This window comes from Stenotrophomonas sp. Ker107b (assembly GCF_053847245.1).
The window spans coordinates 414082-435171 of the sequence record NZ_JBSPHX010000003.1 but is presented as its reverse complement, the minus strand read 5'-3'; the positions used below and the strand labels follow the sequence as shown (position 1 = coordinate 435171).

The following is a 21090-nucleotide window of genomic DNA, read 5'->3' as shown; positions in this document are numbered from 1 at the left end:
GGTCTCGGGCGGGAGCGATTGGCGGAGAACTGGGCCGCCGGCACCCGGAGGTGTCTGCGGTGACAACACCGCGGCGTATGCACCGCGCCCGCGCAGACATGCGCATGGAGTCGCGGCAGATATCCGCTAGTGGCAGGGGCGGGAGGATTCGAACCTCCGAATGCCAGGATCAAAACCTGGTGCCTTGGGCCTCTTGGCGACGCCCCTGCATCAAAATCAGTAACGCTCGAGTACATCAAGCAGTGGCGAGCGCTCCACGCCCGCAGCCACCCATGCCCGCAGTTCCTTCGGCAATTGCGCCAGGCCCTGCTCTGCAGCAGCGCGCGTAGCGAACTCGACGAAACAACCGCTTCCCGACCCGGTGAGTCGTGCCCGGCCGATACTGCTCAACGCTGCGAGCGCTGCCTCTACGGCAGGTTCGCGGCGGCGCAGGACCGGCTCGAACGCATTCCCGAGCAAAGACCCGGAAGCGAAGTCCGCTATTTTCGCCACTGGGGCATCCCGCGTCAAATCCGGTGATGCGAAAAGTGCGGGAGTCGGCACGTGAACGCCGGGATGGACCAGCACAAACCAGGCCGGCGGCAGGGCGATCGGGGTCAGCAGTTCGCCCACGCCCTCGGCCCAGGCGTTGTGCCCGCGCACGAAGATCGGCACATCCGCGCCCAGCTGCAGACCCAGCGCGGCCAGCGCATCGACCTCCAGACCGGCGCCCCACAGGCGGTTCAGCGCGACCAGGACGGTGGCGGCATCGGAGGACCCGCCGCCGAAGCCACCGCCCGCCGGCACGCGTTTTTCGACGCCGATATCGGCACCTTGGCCGATTTTCGCCGCAGCCTTCAACAGGTGCGCGGCGCGGATCGCCAGATCATCGGCCTCGGCAACGCCAGCCACGGAGGTGCCCTCACGGCGGATCCGGCCGTCGTCGCGGACACGCAGATGGATCCGATCACCCCAATCGAGCAGCCGGAACACGGTCTGCAGCTGGTGATAACCGTCCGGGCGCCGGCCGGTGATGTGGAGGAACAGATTCAGCTTGGCCGGGGCCGGCCAGGTCGACCCGCCGTCGACTCCATCCAACCTGCTCATGGCGTGGCCAGTACCCAGCTGTCGACCACCAGGCGCACCTTCGCGTCGCCTTTGACCGCTTCGATCCGGCGCGGCAGCACCGGGCGACCGGCTTCGGCCGGGTACCAATCCAGGTACTGGATCTCCCAGCCCAGCTGCTGCACGCGACGCGGGCGGCCTTCGCCGTCGCGCTCGACCAACTCGGCCGGGGCAGCATTGGCGACCAGACCGCGCACCCAATCCGGCAGCTGGTTGACCGGGATGTCCCAGCCGGTGGCCTCCAGCAGGACCTGCTGGGCATCCTCGCCTTCGCGCGTGCCGCCTTCCAGACCTTCCAGGCGGCCGCCCTCGTGATGGCTGTCGCCGGTCAGCTTCCAGCTCTGCCGGGTGACCGGCGCGCTGAGCTCGACCACATAGCCGGCCGCCTGCTGCTGCCAGTCGATGCGGCCGCTGCCGCCATTGCGGCCTTTGCTGATCGCCACCCGCCCCTGGAACGACCAGGCCGGCTGCGCCCGCACGGCCGCGATGCGCTCGGCCTCGGCCTGTTGCGCAGCGGCCGATACCGCGGCGACCACGGTCGGGGCGGACGGCGCCTTGCGCTCATCCAGCGACACGCAGGCGGAGAGCGACAACGCCACGGCCGCGGCGAACGCGGCCTTCAGGGACAGCAGATTCATACGCCGTATTTCTCGATCACGCGCTGCAGGGCGCGGTTGTCCGGGTCCAGCTTGCGAGCCTCTTCAAAGAAGTGGCGCGCCTCGTCCTTCTTGTTCAACACCCACAGCACCTCGCCCACATGCGCGGCGATCTCCGCATCCTTGGCCAGGGTCCAGGCGCGGCGCAGCTGCACCAGTGCTTCTTCGTTGCGGCCCAGGCGATACAGCACCCAGCCGTAACTGTCGACGATGGCGGCGTTGTCCGGCTCGGCCACGCGCGCGCGGTCGATCAGTTCCAAGGCTTCCTGATAACGCTGCGTGCGGTCGGCCAGGGTATAGCCGAGCGCGTTGAGCGCGGCGATGTTCTCCGGATCGGTGACCAGCACCTTGCGCAGGTCGGCCTCGGCGCGCGCGATGTCGTCGCGACGCTCCCAGGCCAGCGCGCGGGCATACAGCAGCGCGTTTTCGTCCGGATACGCGGCCAGGCCACGGGCCAGCGCGTCCAGCTCACCGGCATCGTCGTTGCCGCGCTGGCGCAGCTCGGCCTCGAGCAGGTAGGCATCGCGGCGGGCATCGTCATCGACGGTGGCATCGGACTGGATGGCGTGCACTTCGGCCAGCGCCTTGTCGGTGCGGCCCAGTTCGTTCTGCGCATTGGCCGCGCGCAGGCGCGATTCATCGCGCTCCGGGCCTCCGGGCACGCTGTGATACCAGTTCACCGCTTCCTCGTAGCGCTTGAGGTACTCGGCGATCTTGCCCAGCAGCAGGCGCTGGGCCGGATCCGGCTTGGTCGCCCGACCGGAGAGTTCGGTATACAGGGCCAGCAGGCCCGGGTCGTCCTTCTGCTTGGCCAGCAGCGAGGCGCGCATGCCGTAGGTCTGCACATCCTGCGGGCCAACCGCCAGCACGCGCTCGGCCGCAGCAGGCTGGCCCATCAGGTCGTAGGAGATCGCCACCGCGTTGCGCAGCTCGGGGTCCTGCGTGGTCTTGGGTTCCACGCCCTTCAACAGGGCCAGCGCCTCATCGGACTTACCGGCCTGGTTGAGCTGACTGGCGTGCAGCAGGGCCACGCGCGGCTCATCCGGGAAACGCTTGACCACCTCATCCACCATGCGCCGGGCCAGCTCGGGCTGCTCCATGCGCATGGCCAGGCGGCCGAACTCCTGCCAGACCTCCAGGCGGTCGGGGATGGCATTGGCATCCACCAGCTCGCCCAGCACCTGGGCCGGAACCTTGGGATCGCTGCCGCCGCTGACCAAGGCGCCGATCGCGAACTTCCAGGCGGTGGGGTCCGGGTCCTTGAGCAGCGCCTGCAGTTCGGTGCGGGCGGCCTTCACCTTGTTCTGGCGCATGTCCAGCGCGGCGGTGCTGCTGCGCATGGCCAGTGAGCGCGGCGCACGCTGCTCCCACAGGGCCAGCGCGCGGGCGGCGCGCTTGTCATCGTTGGCCAGCATGGCGATCCGGGAGGCGCGCTCAGCCAGGCCGGCATCGCCTTCACTGGCCTCGGCCGCCTCCAGGTACCAGCGCGCGGCGTCGCCCAGCTTGCCGGCCTGCAGGGCGAATTCGCCCGCCATGACCGGGGCCAGGGGGACCGCCTCGGCCGTGCTGTTCTTGGCCTTCGCCGGGGCTGCCGGGGGGGCGGCCAGGGCGTTGGCGGTGAACAACGACAGCAGCAGAACGCTGGAGATGCGAATCAATGCGGGCATCGGGGGCATCTGAGCCTTAAAATGACGACTTGAATGGCCAGCAGCTTATCGCAAGCAACTGAACAATGACCCTGTGGGTGCTCGGACTGAATCACCAGACCGCGCCAGTGGAACTGCGCGAACGCGCCTCCTTTGGCGGCGACGCCCTGCCCCAGGCATTGGCGTCGCTGCGCGATACGCCACAGGTGGCCGAGGCGGTCCTGCTCTCCACCTGCAACCGCACCGAGCTGTACGCGGTGGCCGAATCCGGTGACGCGCTGGCGCAGTGGCTGGAGTCGCATGCCGGCACGCTGCACGGGTACCTCTATCAGCACGCCGACGCCGACGCGGTCCGCCACCTGTTCCGGGTCGCCACCGGGCTGGATTCAATGGTGCTGGGCGAGCCGCAGATCCTGGGCCAGGTGAAGGATGCCTGGGCCCTGGCGCGTGATCACGGCCTGCTCGGTCAGCGCCTGGACCGGCTGTTCCAGCAGACCTTCTCGGTGGCCAAGCGCGCCCGCACCGATACCCGCGTGGGCGCCAACCCGGTGTCGGTAGCCTCCACCGCGGTGCGCCTGGCGCAGAACTCGTTCGCGCGGCTGGAAGATTCCACCGTGCTGCTGGTCGGCGCCGGCGAGACCATCGAGCTGGCCGCGCGCCATCTCAGCGAAGGGCGCGTGCGGCGGCTGCTGATCGCCAACCGCACCCTGGCCCATGCGCAGGAGCTGGCCAGCCGTCATGGCGGCGTCGCCCTGCCCCTGAGTGAGCTGGACCGCCATCTGGGCGAGGCCGACGTGGTGTTCTCGGCCACCGCCGCGCGTGAGCCGGTGATCACCCGCGCACATGTGGCTGCGGCACTGAAAACCCGCAAGCACAAGCCGATGCTGCTGTTCGATCTGGCCGTGCCCCGCGATATCGAGGCCGGCGTGGGCGAACTGGCCGACGCCTTCCTGTACACCGTGGATGATCTGGAACGCGCGGTCGAAGACAACCGCCGCAGCCGCCGTGAAGCCGCGGCCGAGGCCGAAGCGATCATCGAGCTGCAGGTCGCCCGCTTCGTGGAAACGCTGCAGGCCAGCGTGCACCAGGCCCCGCTGCGGCAACTGCGCGCCTATGGCGAAGCGACCCGCGTGGAGATGCTGGAGAAAGCCCGCCAGCAGCTCGCCCACGGCAAATCGCCGGAAGAGGTGCTCGAGCTGCTCGCGCACGGCCTGACCAACCGCCTGCTGCACCCGCCGACCGCCGCCCTGCGCGCGGCCGCGCTCAGCGGCGATACTGAACTCACCCGCGCCGCCGAGCGCCTGTTCCCGGCCAAGCCGGGTTACCAGCACCCTGCCGTGCGTACCGATGTAGCGAGGAATGATGACGCCGACCCTGCGCCGTAAGCTGGAAGCGCTGGCCGAGCGCCGCGAAGAACTGGAACGCCTGTTGTCCGACCCCGCCGTGGTCGGCGACAACGACCGTTTCCGCGCGCTGTCGCGCGAGTTCTCGCAGCTGGAGCCGGTCGCCAACGCGCTGGCCGACGAAGCCTGCGCCAAGGCCGATCTCGCCGCCGCCGAAGCGATGCGCGAGGACCCGGACCTGCGCGAACTGGCCGACGAGGAGATCATCGCCGCGCAGCAGCGCCTGCAGCAGCTGGACGAAGCACTGGCCCTGCTGCTGGTGCCGCGCGATCCGCGCGATGACGGCAACCTGTTCCTGGAAGTCCGCGCCGGTACCGGCGGTGACGAGGCGGCGATCTTCGCCGGCGATCTGTTCCGCATGTACGCCCGCTATGCCGAGCGCCAGGGCTGGAAGGTCGAGATCGAATCGGACAACCCGGGCGAACATGGCGGCTACAAGGAAGTGGTGGCGCGCGTGGTCGGCCGTGGCGCGTTCTCGCGGCTGAAGTTCGAATCGGGCACGCACCGCGTGCAGCGCGTGCCGGCGACCGAGTCACAGGGCCGCATCCATACCTCGGCCGCAACGGTGGCGATCATTCCCGAGGCGGATGACGTCGAGGACGTGGTGATCAACCCGGCCGACCTGCGTGTGGACACCTACCGCTCCTCCGGCGCCGGTGGCCAGCACGTCAACAAGACCGAATCGGCGATCCGCATCACCCACCTGCCCACCGGCGTGGTGGTGGAATGCCAGACCGAGCGCAGCCAGCACGCCAACCGCGACAAGGCGATGAAACGCCTCAAAGCGCAGCTGCTCGATACCGAGCGCAGCAAGCAGGCCGCCGCCCAGGCCGAAAGCCGCCGGCTGCAGGTCGGCAGTGGCGACCGCAGCCAGCGCATCCGTACCTACAGCTTCCCGCAGGGCCGGATCACCGACCACCGCGTGGAAGGGCTGACCCTCTACGACCTGCCCAACATCCTGACCGGCGATCTCGATGCGCTGGTCAGCCGCCTGACCCACGAACACCAGGCCGACGAGCTGGCCCGGCTCGCGGAAGGCAGCTGAGCATGCCCGCCCGGGCGCGGCAGCGATGAGTGCCGATCCGCAGCGCCTGCAGTTGCGCCAGGCGGTGCAGCGGCAACCGGCCGATTTCATTGCGTGGGTAATGCTGGCCGACGCGGAGCTGGAAGCCGGCGATGTGCGTGCCGGCGAACAGGCCGCCACCCGTGCGCTGCAGCTGCGCGGCGACCATCCCGAGGCCCTGGCCCGGCTGGGTCGCGCACGCTGGATGCAGGGCCGCCATGGCGAGGCCGCCACACTGCTGCGCCAGGCGGCGGATCGCGCGCCCCAGCACCCCGGCATCACCCTGTGGCTCGGCCACGCACTGGAAGATGCGGGGCAACCGGAGGCGGCGGCGGATGCGTATCGCCATGCGCACCGTCTGCTGCCGGGCGAGCCCTACATCACTGCGCAGCTGCTCAACTGGCAGCGCCGGCTGTGCGATTGGCGGGATCTGGAGCGGTTGTCGGCGCGGGTTCGCCAGGCCGTCGCGCAGGGCCAGGCGGTGGTCGAGCCGTTCGCCTTCCTCAGCGAAGACAGCAGCGCCGCCGAGCAGCTGGCCTGCGCCCGCCAGCGCGCGGCGGCGCTGGCCGAAGGCATCCCGCCGTTGCCGCCGGCCACGGTGCGCCCGCACGGCACGCTGCGGGCCGGCTTCCTCTCCAACGGCTTCGGCGCGCATCCCACCGGCCTGCTGACCGTCGCCCTGTTCGAACAGCTGCGCGCGCTGGGCATGCTGGACCTGCATCTGTTCGCGCTCAGCGCGGATGACGGCAGCAGCATCCGTCAGCGTCTGCAGCAGGCCGCCCACACGTTGCACGATGTCAGCGCGCAGCCGCATCAGGTGATCGCCCGACGCATCCGCGAGGCCGGCATCGACGTGCTGTTCGATCTGCGCGGCTGGGGCGGTGGCGGCACCCCGCAGGTGCTGGCGATGCGCCCGGCCCCGGTGCAGATCAACTGGCTGGCCTACCCGGGCACCTCCGGCGCGCCGTGGATCGATCATGTACTGGCCGATGCCTTCGTGCTGCCCGACGCGCTGGCACCGGCGTTCAGTGAGAACGTGCGGCGCCTGCCGCGCGCGTTCCAGCCCTCGGACAACACCCGCGTGCTGGAGCCGGCGCCCTCGCGCGAGGACTGCGGCCTGCCCGTGCAGGGCGTGGTGCTGTGCTGCTTCAACAACAGCTACAAGCTCAATCCGCGCAGCATGCAGCGGCTGTTCGCAGCGCTGCACGGCGTGCCCGGCAGCGTGCTGTGGCTGCTCTCCGGCCCGGGCAACGCCGACGCGCGCCTGCGCAGCGCCGCACGCCAGGCGCAGCTGGATCCGGCGCGGCTGGTGTTCATGCCGCGCCTGCCGCACCCGCAGTACCTGGCGTGTTACCAGCACGCCGATCTGTTCCTGGACACGCATCCGTACAACGCCCACACCACCGCCTCCGATGCGCTGTGGGCCGGCTGCCCGGTGCTGACCTGCCCGGGCACGACGTTCGCCTCGCGCGTGGCCGGCAGCCTCAATCATCACCTGGGCATGCATGCGTTCAACGTGGCCGATGACGCGGCGTTCGTGGCCACCGCCATCCAGCTGGGCAACGACCCGGCTGCACTGCAGGCGGCGCGTGCCACGCTGGCGCAACGGCGCGAGGCCAGCGGCCTGTTCGACATGGCCGGTTTCGCGCGCGACCTCACCGAGGTGATCCAAACGCTCGCGCGCGAACGCGGCTGGCAGGGCCCACACATCGCCTGAGCATCGGCTGCGCTAGGCTCGGGCTTCCCTGTGAATCACCGAGGCACGCCGATGGGCAAGCTCAAGCGCAAGGACTACCAGGCCCTGCTGGAACCAATGCAACTGGAACTGGCGGCGATGGCGCGCTGGGTGCAGCACACCGGGCAGCGCGTGCTGGTGCTGTTCGAAGGCCGCGACACGGCCGGCAAGGGCGGTGCGATCCAGGCGATCGCCGAGCATCTCAATCCGCGCCAGTGCAAGGTGGTCGCGCTGCCCAAGCCAACCGATCGCGAAAGCACGCAGTGGTATTTCCAGCGCTATGTCTCGCACCTGCCGGCGGCGGGCGAGATCGTGCTGATGGACCGCAGCTGGTACAACCGCGCCGGCGTCGAGCATGTGATGGGCTATTGCACCGAGGCGCAGTACCGCAGCTTCCTGGCGCAGACGCCGGTGTTCGAGAAGCTGCTGATCGACGATGGCATCGTGCTGTTCAAGTACTGGCTCAGCGTGGACCAGGCGCAGCAGGAGAAACGCTTCGCCGAGCGCCACCTCGATCCGCTCAAGGGCTGGAAGCTGTCGCCGGTGGACCTGAAGTCACGCAGCAAGTACAGCGCCTATACCGAGAGCCGCGAAGCGATGCTGCGCGCGACGCATAACGATGATGCCCCGTGGACGCTGGTGGACTTCAACGACCAGAAGCGCGGGCGGCTGGGCCTGATCCGCAACCTGCTCGACCGCCTGCCCGATACCCGCGTGGACGAGCCAGTGCTGGCGCTGCCGCCGTTGAAGGGCAAGCTGCACAAGGAGCACTTCGGCGTGCTGAAGCCGATCGAACCCTTCGTCACCACGTAGATCCACGCCATGCGGGGATGCTTTGCTGCACTCGGTCTCCACGCACGGCGTGGGTCTACGGCGCGCAGCGGGGCAAAGGCGTGCCGGCCATTCAACGGCACGCCCGTCAGGCTCAGCCTTCCTTGATGCGCGCTTCGATGTCGTGCGCGGTGACCGGGCCAAGGAACTCCTTGGCGACCTTGCCGTCCGGCGCGATCAGGTAGGTCATCGGCAGGCCGCGCGGGATCGCGAAGTCTTCCGGCGGGTTGTAGGTGTCCACGATCACGATCGGATAGGTGACCGGACGCTTCTCAAGGAACGCCTTCATCTCGGCCGGTTCGATGTCCTCGAAGGCCAGCCCGACCACTTCGATCTCATTGCGCATCGCGTGCAGCGCCGAGAGCTCGGGCATTTCCTTGCGGCACGGGGCGCACCAGGTTGCCCAGAAGTTCACCACCACCCACTTGCCGCGGTGCGCGGCCAGGTCGTAGTCGGTGCCATCCAGCGCCTTGGCCTTCAGCGTCGGCTGTTCGACGGTCTTGCGCTCGGTGGCCGGCACGGCTTCGGTCGGCGGCGCGGCGGGCGCGTTGATCGGGGCCGGGGCGGCAGGCGCAGTGGCCTCGCTCTGTGCGGCGGGCTTGTTGCAGGCGGCCAGCGTGAGCAGGCCCAGGGCCAGCAGCAGGGGCTTGGCGGTCATGGTTTGTCTCCGGGGGTCGAGTAGATGTCGCTGACGCGGCGTTTGAGCAGTTCGCGCAGCGGCAGGCGCAAGGTGTCCAGCGCGGCCACCGAGGCCGTGCCGAGGCTGTCGTCGCGATACGGCAGGTAGGCTTCTTTGATCGGGATCCGCATCTGCGTGGTCTCGTACAGATCGGCCAGGGTGAGTTTGTCCAGGTCGCGCGCGAGCAGCCATTCGCCCTGCTCGTCGCGGCGCACCACGCGGATCGCTTCCAGATCGCAGAGCAACGTCTGCAACAGCGAATCGGTCAGCATCGGCTCCAGCTTCAGGATCTCGTCGTCATCCAGGCTGCGGCCATCGGCACGGGCCTGGTGGAAGCGACCGATCAGGCGCAGCAGGCCATAGATCTCATACCCCACCGGCAGGCGCAGGTCGGCCGGCTGGTAGCGGAACGCGGCGATCGAGGAGGCAAGCGACGCGCCGAGCAGCACCGAGACCCAGCACAGGTAGATCCACAGCAGCAGGATCGGCACGAAGGCGACCGTGCCGTAAAGCTTCTGGTAGGACTGGAAGCTGCCCAGGTAGGCGCCCATGCCCCACTTCACCAGCTCCAGCATGATCGCGGCCAGGATCGCGCCGGGGACGGCATGGCGCCATTTGACCGTGTGGTGCGGCACCACGCGATACACCAGCATGATGCAGACGAACTCGATCAGGATCGGCGCGACCGTCAGTGAGACGTTGGCCAGCCAGCGGCCTTCGCTGGTGCCGAACAGCGGCAGCGCGAACACCCGCGCCGAGACCGCCAGCGAGGCCGCAGCGAGCATCGCGCCGAGGGTGAGCACGGTCCAGTACACGAGGAAGCGGGTCAGCTTCGGCCGGGTCGAACTCACCCGCCAGATCTGGTTGAAGGTTTCTTCCACGCTGTTGAGCGTGATCAGCAGCGAGACCACCAGGGCGATGAAGCCAGCGGCGGTCAATTGCCCGGCGCTGGCTGAGAACTGTCGCAGGTAGCCTTCGGCGGCGCGCGCGGCGTTGGGCACGAAGTTGGAGAACACGTAGTCGCTGAGGGTGTCGCTCCAGCGGTCGAACACCGGGAACGCCGAGAGCACCCCGAACACCACGATGGCCAGCGGCACCAGCGCGAACACCGTGGTGTAGGCCAGTGAGGCGGCCGCCTGGAACAGGCGGTCATCCAGAAAGCGGCGCCACAGGAAGCGGCCGAAGCTGATCGTGCGCGCGCGGTCCCGGACGCGTTCGATCCACAGGTTGATCGTATCGAGAGGTTCCATCGGCGCAAGGGTACCCGATGACGGGTGTGGGGCATGCACGCCGGCTCACAGTGCCCGGCCTCGCCCTGAGCGGGCTGCGTTGCCATACTGCCGGCATCGGACGCAATGAGATGAAAGCGAAATGGCGGAGATCCTGGTGCTGTACTACAGCCGTGGCGGTTCAGTGGCACGGCTTGCCCGCCAGATTGCGCGCGGCATCGGCGAGGTGCCGGGCATGAGCGCGCGGCTGCGCACGGTGCCCCCGGTGGCGGCGGTGACGCAGACCGCGCTGCCCCCGGTGCCCGAGGACGGCGCACCGTATGTGAGCGTAGCTGACCTGTCCGAGTGCACCGGGCTGCTGCTGGGCAGCCCAACCCGCTTCGGCAACATGGCCGCGCCGGTGAAGCACTTCCTGGACGGGCTGGGCGCGGAGTGGGTCAACGGCACCCTGGCCGGCAAGCCGGCGGGCGTGTTCACCTCGACAGCCTCGCTGCACGGTGGGCAGGAATCGACGCTGTTGTCGATGCAGGTGCCGCTGCTGCACCACGGCTGCCTGATCGTCGGCATTCCCTTCACCGAGCCGGCGCTGAGCCACACCACCACCGGCGGCACGCCATACGGCGCCAGCCACGTGGCCGGCGCGGACGACAACCCGGTGCCGAGTGAGGATGAGAGCATCCTGGCGCGGGCGTTGGGACGCAGGGTGGCCGATATCGCGCGGCGGTTGGCGTGAGCACGCGCGCCCAGGAAATCGTTCTTGCGCTGCTGCTGGTGGCGCTGGCGGTGCTGTTCGCGGTCTGGTTCGCGCAGGACAAGCATTGGCTGGCCACCCAGCTGGTGTTCACCCTGCCGCCGCTGCTGCTGGCGCTGGGCGTGCTGGTGCGGCGTGGCAAGGCGATGTTCTGGGCCGGCGTGCTGGCGCTGTTCTGGTTCAGCCACGGGGTGATGAGCGCCTGGAGCCATCCGGAGGTGGCGCTGTGGGCCTGGCTCGAGCTGGGGCTGGCCCTGGCCGTGATCGGGGTGGCCAGCACGCCGGGGCTGCGCCGGCGCTTCGGCCGCAAGACGACGGCTGGCTGACCGCCCGGCGTCCCGAGCCTGCATCGGGCGGGCGGCAGCCGTATCATCTACGGGTCGGCGCGGCGGTTCCGTGCCCTTCTGTCTGGTACCCAGGATGCTTGCAATGGAAGAACTACTGATCATCACCACCGGTGGCACGATCGACAAGATCTACTTCGACGACAAGTCGGACTATCAGATCGGTGATCCGCAGATCGGGATGATCCTGCGCGAGCTGGGCGTGACCTTCCGTTTCAATGTGATTCCGATCCTGCGCAAGGATTCGCTGCACATCACCGACGAGGACCGTGAGTTGATCCGGGCCACGATCGCCGCGCAGCCGACGCGGCATGTGCTGGTGACGCACGGCACCGATTCGATGGTGCAGACCGGCCAGGTGCTGAAGTCGATCACCGACAAGACGATCGTGATGACCGGTGCGTTGAGCCCGGCGCGCTTCCGCGGCTCGGATGCGGAGTTCAACATCGGGTGTGCGATCGGTGCGGTGCAGTCGTTGCCGAGCGGTGTGTACATTGCGATGAACGGCCGGATCTGGAATCCGGAACAGGTGCGCAAGAACGTGGCGGCGAACCGGTTCGAAGCTGCGTAATCACTGTTGATTGAACGAACGCCCCGGCATGCCGGGGCGTTCTGCGTTGGTGCGATGGGACCGCGATCAGTACTGCGCGGTGAGACTCAGGCCGGAGAAGGTCGAGTAGGCCTTGACCCGTACGTGCCAGGTGCCGGCCGCCGGTGAGGTGATCGTGCAGGTCTCGTTGTTGCCGCTCAGGTAGGGGCGGCAGGTGTAGACGGTGTCGGTCGGGGCGCTGCCGGAGCGGACGTAGAGATCGGCATCGCCACTGCCGCCGGCGATCGTGACCTTCAGCTGGCTGCGGCCGGACGGCACGGTCACGGTGTAGGCCAGCGACGCACCGCTGGCGGCGCCGAGGCCGGTGACCGGCACGTTGTTCTGCAGCACGTTGCCGGTGCCCGGGTTGGGGTTGGTCCCGCCCAGGGCCGCCGTCACCGCCGCATCGGCATCGACGATGCCCGCGCCGCAACCGCCGGAGCAGGCGCCCGGCAACGGCCGTGCGGTGCTCTTGAGCAGGCTCTCGATGGCGGCCGGGCTCAGGGCGGTGGGGGCAACGGACTGGATCAGCGCGACCACGCCGGCCACGTGCGGGGCGGCCATCGAGGTGCCGTTGTAGGAGGCATACGATGCGGTGCCCGGCACCGTGGTGCCACTGTTGAGGGTGGAGAGGATGCCCTGCCCCGGGGCCGAGATGTCGATGCCGGCGCCGTAGTTGGAGAAGCTGGCGCGGGCACCGGCCGAGGTGGTCGCGGCAACGGCGATGACGTTGGCGCAGTTGGCCGGGACCGAGGAGGAGACGTTGGTGTTGCTGTTGCCGGCCGCGACGACCACGGTAGTACCGCGCGAGACGGCGCCGTTGATCGCGGTCTGGTAGGTGGTGGAGCAGCTGCCACCGCCGCCGAGGGACATGTTGATCACTTCGGCGGGGTTGGCATTGGCCGGGACGCCACTGACGGTACCGCCGGAAGCCCAGACGATCGCGTCGGCGATGTCGGAGGTGTAGCCGCCGCACTTGCCGAGCACGCGCACCGGGACGACCTTGGCATTGAACGCGGTGCCGGCCACGCCGCTGCTGTTGTTGGTCACCGCCGCGACGGTGCCGGCCACGTGGGTGCCGTGCCAGCTGGAATTGGAGGCCGGAATGCCCGCGCCACACTCGTTGGCGGCGTACCAGTCGCCTTCGTCGTTGGGGTTGTTGTCGCGGCCACCGCCGTCGCGCGCCATCGCCGCGTCGCTGATGAAGTCATAGCCTGGCAGGATGTTGGCGTTGAGGTCCGGATGGTTGGTGATGCCGGTGTCGATCACCGCCACCACCACGCCGGTACCGGTGGCCTTGTCCCAGGCCGGGCGTACGTTGATCGAGGCGTTGCTGGTGCCGAAGCCCCACTGCTCGGAAAAGCGGGTGTCGTTGGGCACCAGGGTGGCCTGCATCAGCTGATCGACTTCAACGTATTCCACGCCCGGGTCGGCCGCCAGTCGGCGCATCAGCAGTTCGGCTTCGGCGCGGTCCAGCGGCCGGTCGGCCTTGACCACGGTCGGGCCGATCGCCAGCTGGCGCAGCTTCTGCAGCCCCAGCGCACGGCCCTGGGCCGCCGGCACGGCCGCGGCGGCGGCCTTCAGCGAACTGGCCAGCGCGGTCGGGGTAGCGACCTCGGTACTGCCATCCTTGTACTTCACGATGAAGCGCTGGTGGGTCGGCGCCGAGGACAGGCCGCTCAACTGCACGTCGCCGGCGAAGGCCGGCGTGGCCAGCAGCAGGGTCGACAGACCAGAGGCGCCCAGTACAACCCATGCACGGTGACGCAAACGGTGTTGCGAGACATGAGACATCGGATTTCCCTTTCAGACAGTGAATGCCGTCGTCGCGGCTGAGAATCCTGGTCCGATCCGGGGGCTGCGGGAAGCGATGGCGCGGATCGGGCCGGGTGAGTGGATCGGTTCCCCTGACATCAAACCGCCCACACCGACGCTAGTGGCTCACCGCACGATCAACAATGTTTCAGCTGCACTTCAGTGACATGAAATGTCGGATTTGAGACTTTCTGTGTCGATGGTTTGTGAAAGTGAAGGGTCTCGGCAGCGTTTGAACGCTCTGCCTGCGTCAAGAAATGTCCGAAATGGCTCTCACTGTCCCCGACACCCGGACAACGCTTGCGCATCAAAGGCTTGCGACATTGCCACCGCAGGACAGGCAACAAAAAACCCGCCTGTCACCAGGCGGGTTTCGTTGGTTCCCTTCGGCTCCGCAGGGATCAGGCGTCCAGGCGGACCAGCCAGCCGTGACGGTCCGGCAGGCGACCGTACTGGATGTCGGTCAGTTCCTTGCGCAGGGACATCGTCACTTCGCCGGCCGGCGCGTTGAGGTCGCCCACCGAGAAGCCTTCGCCCTTGAGCTGGCCGATCGGAGTGACCACTGCCGCGGTGCCGCAGGCGAACGCTTCCACGATATCGCCGGAGGTCACGCCGTCCTTCCACTCCTGGAGGGTGACCTTGCGCTCTTCAACCTTCATGCCGCGGTCGCGGGCCAGCTGCAGGATGCTTTCGCGGGTGATGCCTTCCAGGATGCTGCCCGACAGCGACGGGGTCACCAGGGTGCCGTCCTTGTAGACCAGGAACACGTTCATGCCACCCAGTTCTTCCAGGTACTTGCCCTCGACCGGATCCAGGAACAGCACCTGCGAGCAGCCCTGCGCCTGCGCCTTCTGCTGTGGCAGCAGCGAGGCAGCGTAGTTGCCACCGCACTTGGCCGCGCCGGTGCCGCCCTTGCCTGCGCGTGCGTAGTCGGTGGACAGCCAGATCGACACCGGCGCCACACCCTTGGCGAAGTATGGACCGGCCGGGCTGGCGATCACGTAGTAGCCGGCCTTGTGCGCGCCGCGCACGCCGAGGAAGGCTTCATCGCCGATCATGAAGGGACGGAAATACAGGCTGGATTCGTCGGCCGACGGCACCCAGCTGGCGTCCACGGCAATCATCTGCTTGAGCGATTCGACGAAGATGTCCACCGGCAGTTCCGGCAGCGCCAGGCGCTGGGCCGAACGCTGCAGGCGGCGGCCGTTGGCCTCCGGGCGGAAGGTCCAGATCGAGCCGTCGGCGTGGCGGTAGGCCTTGATGCCTTCGAAGATTTCCTGACCGTAATGCAGCACCGCGGCGGCCGGATCCAGCTGCAGCGGGCCGTACGGGCGCACCACGGCATCGTGCCAGCCGGTGTCCTTGTCCCAACGCACTTCCACCATGTGATCGGTGAAGTGCAGACCAAAACCGGGGGCGGCCAGGATGCGCTCACGCTCCTCGCTGCTGCGCGGCTGGGCGGAACGGGTGGTGTTGAAGCTCACGGAAGACTGGGACACCGGATATTTCCTGTTCTGGTTACGGGGAACGCCGTGACGCCGGCTGGCGATGGGCGGTTACAGCATGCCGGTTTCGAGCCGGGCGGCCTCGGACATCATGTGACGGCCCCACGGCGGGTCGAACACCAGCTCGACGTCGGCCTGCGCCACCGTCGGGATCATTTCCAGCTTGCTGCGTACGTCATCGACCAGGATCTCGCCCATGCCGCAGCCGGGGGCGGTCAGGGTCATCTTGATCTCGACCTCGCGCTGGCCGTCATCCAGGTGCTTGAGGTCCACTTCATAGACCAGGCCCAGATCGACGATGTTGAATGGGATTTCCGGATCGAAACAGGTGCGCAGCTGCTGCCACACCAGTTTTTCGACCTCCTCGTCGGAGGCATCGGCGGGCAGTTCCAGCGCCGGGGGCGCTTCCTTGCCGATGGCATCGCCATCCTTGCCGGCGATGCGGAACAGATTGCCTTCGACAAAGACGGTATAGCTCCCACCCAGGGCCTGGGTGATGTAGCCATAGCTGCCAGCGGGCAGCGTGACCGTTTCGCCCTGCGGGACCATGACGGCCTCGCAGTCGCGTTCGAAGTGGACAGGTTCACTGCTACGGGAATACATGTGGATCGATATGGGGGTCGCGGCCAATTCCCGCAAGGCGACCATTTTAGCCCAGTGGCCGCCCACGCGCCGGTCACCCCGCAAGCCGGTATCCTGTGGGGACTTACAGGAAGATTGCATGTCGCCCACGTCCGTGCCTGTCCGGAGCCGCCACTGGCTCTGGCCCCCGATGTTGCTGCTTGGTGTCGTCACGGCCACGTTGGCCTGGTTGTTCATCGCCCTGCTGACCGGCCGCCAGGCCGGCTGGATGGCGGTTCTGGCGGCGTTGGAGATCGCCCTCATGCTGCGTCTGGGCACCCTGCGCACCGGTACCGCGCGGGTGGTGCTGACCCTGCTGGCCACCGTGCTGGTGGCGCTGGCAGCCAACTGGGGGATCGCCTCGGCCTACCTCGGCGGCTCGATGGGACTCACCCCGTGGGAATCAGCGTTGCGCATGGGGCCCTATCTGGCCTGGACCCTGAGCGGCCTGGCCAATGGCGCGGTCGAATGGCTGTGGCTGGGCGTGGGGCTGGTCGTGGGTTGGTGGGTGGCGAGGTAACGTCATCGCATTCGCGCTGCTGCTCCGTCGGTAATGCCAGCTAGCAGGCGGCTCCCCTGCACGCTGTCGGAATGCAGCTGGAGGAGAGCCCCCTGAGTCAGGGGGCGGCGCCGAAGGCGCGGGTGTCTGGGTGCTGATGAGTCCGGGCCCGCGTTGTGCGCAGCAGAACGTGGGGCGTCAGCGCGCATGCGATGACGTTTACCCGCCGTCGAGCGCCTTGAGCTCACTGACCAGCGCGCTCGCCGCACCCGCACCATCGCCGTACAGCATGCGGGCGTTGTCGGCATAGAACAACGCATTCTCGATGCCGGCAAAGCCGGTGCCCTTGCCGCGCTTGATCACCACCACGTTGCGGGCGTTGACCACGTCCAGGATCGGCATGCCGTAGATCGGGCTGGCCGGGTCGGTGCGCGCGACCGGATTGACCACATCGTTGGCGCCGATCACCAGCACCACGTCGGTGTTCGGGAATTCCGGGTTGATGTCGTCCATGTCGGCGATGAGATCGTAGGGCACGCCCGCTTCGGCCAGCAGCACGTTCATGTGCCCCGGCATACGCCCGGCCACCGGGTGGATCGCGAACTTCACCTTGATGCCGCGATCGATCAACCGCTGCGCCAGCTCCCACACCTTGTGCTGCGCCTGGGCCACGGCCATGCCGTAGCCGGGCACGATCACCACGCGCTCGGCGAAGGCCAGCATCGCAGCGACGTCGCTGGCCTCGATGGGCTTCTGCGCGCCGCTGATTTCCTGCGCGACACCGCCGCCGCCGAAGTTGGAGAACAGCACGCCGCTGATCGGCCGGTTCATCGCCTTGGCCATCAAACGGGTCAGCAGGATGCCGGCCGCGCCGACCATCATGCCGGCGATGATCAAGGCCTCGTTGCCGAGCACGTAACCCTCGAAGGCCACCGCCAGGCCGGTGAAGGCGTTGTACAGCGAGATCACCACCGGCATGTCCGCGCCACCGATCGGCAGCGTCATCAGTACGCCCAGCGCGAGGGCGACCACGAAGAAGCTGATGATCGCCACCGGGCTCAGGGTGACCGCTGCCCAGATGCCCAGCACCACCATCGCCAGCGCGACCAGCAGGTTGAACACCTGTTGCCCCGGGAAGGTGACGCGACGGTCGAGCCGACCATCGAGTTTGGCCCAGGCGATGATCGAGCCGGACAGCGAGACCGCACCGATCGCCGAACCGATCACCGCCAGCGCCAGCACGGTGGCCGACGGCTGGCGCGCGGCGAGATCGGCCAGTGCCTGCTCGCTCCAGTGCGTGGTATCGCGATTGGTCAGGAACGAGAAGCGCAGCAGTTCGACCGCACCGATCGCCGCCGCCGAGCCGCCGCCCATGCCGTTGTAGAGCGCCACCATCTGCGGCATGTCGGTGATCGCCACGCGCTTGGCCGACCACCACGCCACGCCCGTGCCGATCGCCACCGCCGCCAGGATCAGCGGGATGTTGTGCAGCTCGGGCAGGAAGAACGTCGCCACCGTGGCGATCAGCATGCCCAGCCCGGCCCAGCGGATGCCGCTGCGCGCGGTCATCGGCGAGGCCATGCGCTGCAGGCCGAGCAGGAACAGGGTGGCGGCCACCAGATAGCTCACCTGGACCAGCCACTGCAGCAGTTGCGCGGTGGTCACGTTCAAGGCGTCTTCTCCCCGGCGTCGCGCTTGGCGCTGGGCTTGAACATGTCGAGCATGCGTTCGGTCACCACGTAGCCACCGGCCGCGTTGCCCGCGCCGAGCACCACCGCGATGAACCCGATGATCTTCTCCAGCGGGGTCTGCGCGTGTCCCAGCACCACCATCGCGCCGATCAGCACGATGCCGTGGATGAAGTTGGAGCCGGACATCAACGGGGTATGCAGGATCACCGGCACCCGCGAAATGATCACGTGGCCGGCAATGGCGGCCAGCATGAAGATATACAACGCCACGAACCCGTCGCTCATTGCAGTCAGTCTCCCAGGCGGTCATCCCGTCCCCTGCATCATAACCATGCGCTGAACCAATCGGGCGGGCCGGTCAACCGCGGCCGCCCTGGGGCGTTCTCACGGTATCCCCCTGCCGGACCGCTACCCTGTGCTGGTGAGCTCTCCCCTACCGTCGATGGATGCTGAACTGCCCGCCCCTGCCGAAGCGGCGCTGCCGGTGTCGCTGGATGCGTTCCTGGCCGGCATCGGCCCGCGCGCGTTCCGCTTCGCCGAGGCCGGCCTGCGCCAGCGCGAGGACGCGCTGGATGCGGTGCAGGACAGCATGTTGAAGATGCTCGGCTACCGCGACAAACCCGCCGCCGAATGGGCACCGCTGTTCTGGAGCATCCTGCGCCGCCGCGTGGTGGATCTGCAGCGCCGCCGTGGCTTCCGCCTCAAGTTCTGGCGCAGCAGCGACGAGGCCGGCGGCGACCATGACATCGACTGGGCCGACCACGCGCCCGGCCCGGCCCAGGCCCATGAGCAGCGCGATCAGTACGCACAACTGGTGCAGGCGCTGCGGGAGCTGCCCGCGCGCCAGCGCGAGGCCTTTACCCTGCGCGTGCTGCAGGACCTGGACGGCGCCACCACGGCCAAGGCCATGGGCTGCAGCGAAGGCGCGGTCAAAACCCATCTTTCGCGCGCCCGCCAGGCGCTGCAGCAGTCTCTGGAGATCGCCCTGTGAACCGCCCCCTGCCCCCTTCGATACATGACGATGCCGCCCTGCGGCAGCTGCATGCGCAGGCGCTGGATACGCTCTCGCCGACCACGCTGGCGCGGCTGCGCAGCGCGCGTCATGCCGGCCCGTCGGCCAAGCGGCACACCCCGTCCTGGTGGATGGCCACGGCCTGTTCGGCGGTGGTCGCGCTCGCGTTGGGCTACAGTTTCCTCCTCGGCGAATCGACCGCCCCGCCGGCACCGGTCGTGGCGAGCGCGGCCGATGACGGCAGCGACGTTCTCGACGAAAATCCCGATCTGTATGTGTGGCTGGGCAGTACCGACCTGGCAATGGAGTGATGATGAAACTGCGACTGTCCCTGGGGCTGATGTTGCTGACGCTGAGTGCGGCCGGCTGGGCGCAGACCGCCCCGCTGCCGGACTGGGACACACTCAGCCCGCAGCAGCGCGAGGCGTTGATCGCGCCCGTGCGTGACCGCTGGAACGACGCGCCGGCGCCGCAACGCGAGCGCATGCTGCAGCACGGCCAGCGCTGGCTGACCATGACCCCGGAACAGCGCGCGCAGGCGCACCGGGGCCGCCACCGTTTCGAGAACATGACGCCGGAACAGCGCGAACAGGCGCGCGCGCTGTTCGGTCAGATGCGCAGCATGACCCCGGAGCAGCGGCAGGCGCTGCGCGACCGCTGGGCGCGGATGACCCCGGATGAACGCAAGGCCTGGCTCAAAGCCAACCCTGCACCGACGCCGCCACCGCCGCCGAAGCGCTGAACGCCTTAACAGGGACCGCCTTAACAGGGACGGAGGTAGTTATTAATCCCCTCCGTCCCTGTTATTTCAGGCGGCGACCCAGCGGGTTTTGGCGAGCAGTTCGTCGTCCCAGTCGAAGGTGACCGCGCCGTCTTTCAGGAACAGCGCGACGAAGTTGTAGACGTTGCGGGCGTACATCTCGCTGGCATGCACCGCGCCCTGGCTGGCCAGGTTGAGCGGACCGTCGATGAGCACACCGTCCAGATCCACTACCTCGCCCGGTTGCGTGGCCTCGCAGTTGCCGCCGGTTTCGGCGGCGAGATCGACGATCACACTGCCCGGTTTCATGCCACGCGCCATCGCGGTACTGACGATTTTCGGCGCTGGCCGCCCGGGCACGGCCGCGGTGCAGATCACCACGTCCACCGTGCGCAGGTGCTCGCCGAGGCGACGCTGCTGCTCGGCGCGCTCTTCATCGGTCAGCGGCCGCGCGTAGCCACCTTCGCCGACCGCGCTCACGCCCAGATCCAGGAATTTGCCGCCCAGCGATTCGATCTGCTCGCGGGTTTCCGGGCGCACATCGAAGCCTTCCACCTGCGCGCCGAGACGGCGGGCCGTGGCAATCGCCTGCAGGCCGGCCACACCGGCACCGACCACCAGCACCTTGGACGGACGGATCGTGCCGGCGGCGGTGGTGAGCATCGGGAAGAAGCGCGGCGCGCGCTGGGCCGCGATCAGGGTGGCCTTGTAACCGGCCATGCCCGCCTGCGAACTGAGCACATCCATCGACTGCGCACGCGTGGTGCGCGGCAGACGCTCCAGCGGGAACGCCTGCAGGCCACGTGACTGGATCAGGCCGGCACGTTCGGCGTCGGCCTGCGGGTGCAGCATGCCGATCAGGCTGGCACCGGATTTCAGTCGGGCAAGGCGGTCATTGGAGGGTGGCTGTACGCACAGCACGAGATCGGCCTGGCCCAGGCGGGTGTCATCGGCTGGCTGGGCGCCCACGTCCTGATACGCCGCATCGAGGAAGCCCGCCGCCAACCCTGCTCCGGGCTCAAATGCGACGCCCGCCCCCAGCGCGATCAACTTGCGCGCCGTTTCCGGCGTCATCGCCACGCGCCGTTCCCCCGGCGCATGTTCCTTTACCACCAACACCTCGACAGCCATGCCTGTCCCCGACGATCAGCGGATTG

The 21090-nt window shown here is 68.3% G+C and carries 22 protein-coding genes and 1 tRNA gene; 11 read left to right on the top strand and 12 right to left on the bottom strand.

All coding sequences use genetic code 11. The features are described from left to right. Positions 1 to 130: 130 nt before the first annotated feature. From ACWV8V_RS17240 to ACWV8V_RS17225, 4 genes are all read right to left on the bottom strand, one after another. Positions 131 to 207, bottom strand: a tRNA-Gln gene (locus ACWV8V_RS17240). Between the two features lie 9 nt (positions 208 to 216). Further along, on the bottom strand, positions 217 to 1086 hold the full coding sequence (gene ispE, locus ACWV8V_RS17235; protein WP_455900298.1) for a 4-(cytidine 5'-diphospho)-2-C-methyl-D-erythritol kinase: 870 nt from the start codon (positions 1084 to 1086) through the stop codon (positions 217 to 219). Then, complete coding sequence (gene lolB / locus ACWV8V_RS17230) at positions 1083 to 1742, bottom strand: lipoprotein insertase outer membrane protein LolB (RefSeq protein ID WP_455900297.1); 660 nt, start codon at positions 1740 to 1742, stop codon at positions 1083 to 1085. The genes ispE and lolB overlap by 4 nt, the downstream gene beginning before the upstream one ends. Beyond that, positions 1739 to 3427 carry a tetratricopeptide repeat protein gene (locus ACWV8V_RS17225; protein WP_455900296.1) on the bottom strand — a complete coding sequence of 563 codons (1689 nt, stop codon included), beginning with the start codon at positions 3425 to 3427 and terminating at the stop codon, positions 1739 to 1741. The genes lolB and ACWV8V_RS17225 overlap by 4 nt, the downstream gene beginning before the upstream one ends. Before the next feature lie 65 nt (positions 3428 to 3492). On the opposite strand from ACWV8V_RS17225, the gene hemA reads away from it, so the two are divergent. Genes hemA through ppk2 form a run of 4 tightly spaced genes read left to right on the top strand, consistent with a single transcriptional unit; the run spans position 3493 to position 8420 of the window. Next, positions 3493 to 4791, top strand: coding sequence for a glutamyl-tRNA reductase (hemA, locus tag ACWV8V_RS17220; protein ID WP_019186102.1), 1299 nt, complete (start codon positions 3493 to 3495; stop codon positions 4789 to 4791). Then, positions 4769 to 5854 (top strand): peptide chain release factor 1, encoded by a 1086-nt coding sequence (gene prfA / locus ACWV8V_RS17215; RefSeq protein WP_455900295.1) that lies wholly within the window; start codon positions 4769 to 4771, stop codon positions 5852 to 5854. The genes hemA and prfA overlap by 23 nt, the downstream gene beginning before the upstream one ends. Positions 5855 to 5879: 25 nt before the next feature. After that, the gene (locus ACWV8V_RS17210) at positions 5880 to 7589 is read left to right on the top strand and encodes an O-linked N-acetylglucosamine transferase, SPINDLY family protein (RefSeq protein WP_455900294.1); all 1710 of its coding nucleotides are present in this window, start codon (positions 5880 to 5882) and stop codon (positions 7587 to 7589) included. A gap of 51 nt (positions 7590 to 7640) precedes the next feature. Then, positions 7641 to 8420, top strand: coding sequence for a polyphosphate kinase 2 (gene ppk2, locus ACWV8V_RS17205; RefSeq protein ID WP_123728431.1), 780 nt, complete (start codon positions 7641 to 7643; stop codon positions 8418 to 8420). A 112-nt stretch (positions 8421 to 8532) separates the two neighbouring features. Here the strand turns inward: ppk2 and ACWV8V_RS17200 are convergent, their stop codons facing one another. Next, entirely contained in the window at positions 8533 to 9096 is a 564-nt protein-coding gene (locus ACWV8V_RS17200) for a TlpA family protein disulfide reductase (protein ID WP_346467401.1), read from the bottom strand. Beyond that, on the bottom strand, positions 9093 to 10367 hold the full coding sequence (locus ACWV8V_RS17195) for a YihY family inner membrane protein (protein ID WP_455900293.1): 1275 nt from the start codon (positions 10365 to 10367) through the stop codon (positions 9093 to 9095). The genes ACWV8V_RS17200 and ACWV8V_RS17195 overlap by 4 nt, the downstream gene beginning before the upstream one ends. Before the next feature lie 121 nt (positions 10368 to 10488). Between ACWV8V_RS17195 and wrbA the strand changes: the two genes are divergently transcribed. The 3 genes from wrbA (at position 10489) to ACWV8V_RS17180 (ending at position 12012) form a co-directional block, all read left to right on the top strand. Next, positions 10489 to 11079: an NAD(P)H:quinone oxidoreductase gene (wrbA, locus tag ACWV8V_RS17190; RefSeq protein ID WP_455900292.1), complete on the top strand. Its 591-nt coding sequence runs from the start codon at positions 10489 to 10491 to the stop codon at positions 11077 to 11079. Then, complete coding sequence (locus ACWV8V_RS17185; protein ID WP_346467400.1) at positions 11076 to 11423, top strand: DUF2069 domain-containing protein; 348 nt, start codon at positions 11076 to 11078, stop codon at positions 11421 to 11423. Before wrbA ends, ACWV8V_RS17185 begins: the two co-directional genes overlap by 4 nt. Before the next feature lie 103 nt (positions 11424 to 11526). Then, positions 11527 to 12012 carry an asparaginase domain-containing protein gene (locus ACWV8V_RS17180; RefSeq protein ID WP_026070231.1) on the top strand — a complete coding sequence of 162 codons (486 nt, stop codon included), beginning with the start codon at positions 11527 to 11529 and terminating at the stop codon, positions 12010 to 12012. 66 nt (positions 12013 to 12078) lie between these two features. Here the strand turns inward: ACWV8V_RS17180 and ACWV8V_RS17175 are convergent, their stop codons facing one another. The 3 genes from ACWV8V_RS17175 to sufT all read right to left on the bottom strand — a co-directional run bounded on the left by ACWV8V_RS17175 (position 12079) and on the right by sufT (position 15953). Beyond that, positions 12079 to 13824, bottom strand: coding sequence for a S8 family peptidase (locus tag ACWV8V_RS17175; protein ID WP_259262143.1), 1746 nt, complete (start codon positions 13822 to 13824; stop codon positions 12079 to 12081). Positions 13825 to 14246: 422 nt separating this feature from the next. Continuing rightward, complete coding sequence (locus tag ACWV8V_RS17170; RefSeq protein ID WP_455900291.1) at positions 14247 to 15344, bottom strand: branched-chain amino acid aminotransferase; 1098 nt, start codon at positions 15342 to 15344, stop codon at positions 14247 to 14249. A gap of 57 nt (positions 15345 to 15401) precedes the next feature. Beyond that, positions 15402 to 15953: a putative Fe-S cluster assembly protein SufT gene (gene sufT / locus ACWV8V_RS17165; protein ID WP_123728426.1), complete on the bottom strand. Its 552-nt coding sequence runs from the start codon at positions 15951 to 15953 to the stop codon at positions 15402 to 15404. A gap of 118 nt (positions 15954 to 16071) precedes the next feature. Here sufT and ACWV8V_RS17160 point away from each other — a divergent pair, with 118 nt between their 5' ends. Continuing rightward, a complete protein-coding gene (locus tag ACWV8V_RS17160; RefSeq protein WP_259262146.1) occupies positions 16072 to 16491 on the top strand; it encodes a hypothetical protein in 420 nt (139 codons plus the stop codon). A gap of 198 nt (positions 16492 to 16689) precedes the next feature. On the opposite strand, the gene ACWV8V_RS17155 is transcribed toward ACWV8V_RS17160, so the two are convergent. Next, positions 16690 to 18141 (bottom strand): NAD(P)(+) transhydrogenase (Re/Si-specific) subunit beta, encoded by a 1452-nt coding sequence (locus ACWV8V_RS17155; RefSeq protein WP_102789567.1) that lies wholly within the window; start codon positions 18139 to 18141, stop codon positions 16690 to 16692. Then, a complete protein-coding gene (locus ACWV8V_RS17150) occupies positions 18138 to 18446 on the bottom strand; it encodes an NAD(P) transhydrogenase subunit alpha (RefSeq protein WP_121044596.1) in 309 nt (102 codons plus the stop codon). Before ACWV8V_RS17150 ends, ACWV8V_RS17155 begins: the two co-directional genes overlap by 4 nt. A gap of 130 nt (positions 18447 to 18576) precedes the next feature. Here ACWV8V_RS17150 and ACWV8V_RS17145 point away from each other — a divergent pair, with 130 nt between their 5' ends. The 3 genes from ACWV8V_RS17145 to ACWV8V_RS17135 are packed head-to-tail and all read left to right on the top strand — an operon-like array spanning position 18577 to position 19915. After that, positions 18577 to 19152, top strand: coding sequence for an RNA polymerase sigma factor (locus tag ACWV8V_RS17145; RefSeq protein WP_259262148.1), 576 nt, complete (start codon positions 18577 to 18579; stop codon positions 19150 to 19152). Continuing rightward, positions 19149 to 19484, top strand: a complete 336-nt coding sequence (locus tag ACWV8V_RS17140; protein WP_259262150.1) for a hypothetical protein — start codon at positions 19149 to 19151, stop codon at positions 19482 to 19484. Before ACWV8V_RS17145 ends, ACWV8V_RS17140 begins: the two co-directional genes overlap by 4 nt. Next, on the top strand, positions 19484 to 19915 hold the full coding sequence (locus ACWV8V_RS17135; RefSeq protein WP_259262151.1) for a DUF3106 domain-containing protein: 432 nt from the start codon (positions 19484 to 19486) through the stop codon (positions 19913 to 19915). The genes ACWV8V_RS17140 and ACWV8V_RS17135 overlap by 1 nt, the downstream gene beginning before the upstream one ends. Before the next feature lie 66 nt (positions 19916 to 19981). Here the strand turns inward: ACWV8V_RS17135 and ACWV8V_RS17130 are convergent, their stop codons facing one another. Beyond that, positions 19982 to 21064 carry an NAD(P) transhydrogenase subunit alpha gene (locus tag ACWV8V_RS17130; protein WP_259262153.1) on the bottom strand — a complete coding sequence of 361 codons (1083 nt, stop codon included), beginning with the start codon at positions 21062 to 21064 and terminating at the stop codon, positions 19982 to 19984. Between the last annotated feature and the right edge of the window lie 26 nt (positions 21065 to 21090).

Excerpts from the sequence above, each read along its gene's own strand:
- ACWV8V_RS17180 (WP_026070231.1), top strand. The coding sequence starts at position 11,527 with ATGGAAGAACTACTGATCATCACCACCGGTGGCACGATCGACAAGATC.
- ispE (WP_455900298.1), bottom strand. The coding sequence starts at position 1,086 with ATGAGCAGGTTGGATGGAGTCGACGGCGGGTCGACCTGGCCGGCCCCG.
- sufT (WP_123728426.1), bottom strand. The coding sequence starts at position 15,953 with ATGTATTCCCGTAGCAGTGAACCTGTCCACTTCGAACGCGACTGCGAG.
- ACWV8V_RS17200 (WP_346467401.1), bottom strand. The coding sequence starts at position 9,096 with ATGACCGCCAAGCCCCTGCTGCTGGCCCTGGGCCTGCTCACGCTGGCC.
- ACWV8V_RS17195 (WP_455900293.1), bottom strand. The coding sequence starts at position 10,367 with ATGGAACCTCTCGATACGATCAACCTGTGGATCGAACGCGTCCGGGAC.
- ACWV8V_RS17150 (WP_121044596.1), bottom strand. The coding sequence starts at position 18,446 with ATGAGCGACGGGTTCGTGGCGTTGTATATCTTCATGCTGGCCGCCATT.
- ppk2 (WP_123728431.1), top strand. The coding sequence starts at position 7,641 with ATGGGCAAGCTCAAGCGCAAGGACTACCAGGCCCTGCTGGAACCAATG.
- ACWV8V_RS17135 (WP_259262151.1), top strand. The coding sequence starts at position 19,484 with ATGATGAAACTGCGACTGTCCCTGGGGCTGATGTTGCTGACGCTGAGT.
- lolB (WP_455900297.1), bottom strand. The coding sequence starts at position 1,742 with ATGAATCTGCTGTCCCTGAAGGCCGCGTTCGCCGCGGCCGTGGCGTTG.
- ACWV8V_RS17225 (WP_455900296.1), bottom strand. The coding sequence starts at position 3,427 with ATGCCCGCATTGATTCGCATCTCCAGCGTTCTGCTGCTGTCGTTGTTC.
- ACWV8V_RS17210 (WP_455900294.1), top strand. The coding sequence starts at position 5,880 with ATGAGTGCCGATCCGCAGCGCCTGCAGTTGCGCCAGGCGGTGCAGCGG.
- ACWV8V_RS17160 (WP_259262146.1), top strand. The coding sequence starts at position 16,072 with ATGTCGCCCACGTCCGTGCCTGTCCGGAGCCGCCACTGGCTCTGGCCC.
- ACWV8V_RS17175 (WP_259262143.1), bottom strand. The coding sequence starts at position 13,824 with ATGTCTCATGTCTCGCAACACCGTTTGCGTCACCGTGCATGGGTTGTA.
- wrbA (WP_455900292.1), top strand. The coding sequence starts at position 10,489 with ATGGCGGAGATCCTGGTGCTGTACTACAGCCGTGGCGGTTCAGTGGCA.
- prfA (WP_455900295.1), top strand. The coding sequence starts at position 4,769 with ATGACGCCGACCCTGCGCCGTAAGCTGGAAGCGCTGGCCGAGCGCCGC.
- hemA (WP_019186102.1), top strand. The coding sequence starts at position 3,493 with ATGACCCTGTGGGTGCTCGGACTGAATCACCAGACCGCGCCAGTGGAA.
- ACWV8V_RS17130 (WP_259262153.1), bottom strand. The coding sequence starts at position 21,064 with ATGGCTGTCGAGGTGTTGGTGGTAAAGGAACATGCGCCGGGGGAACGG.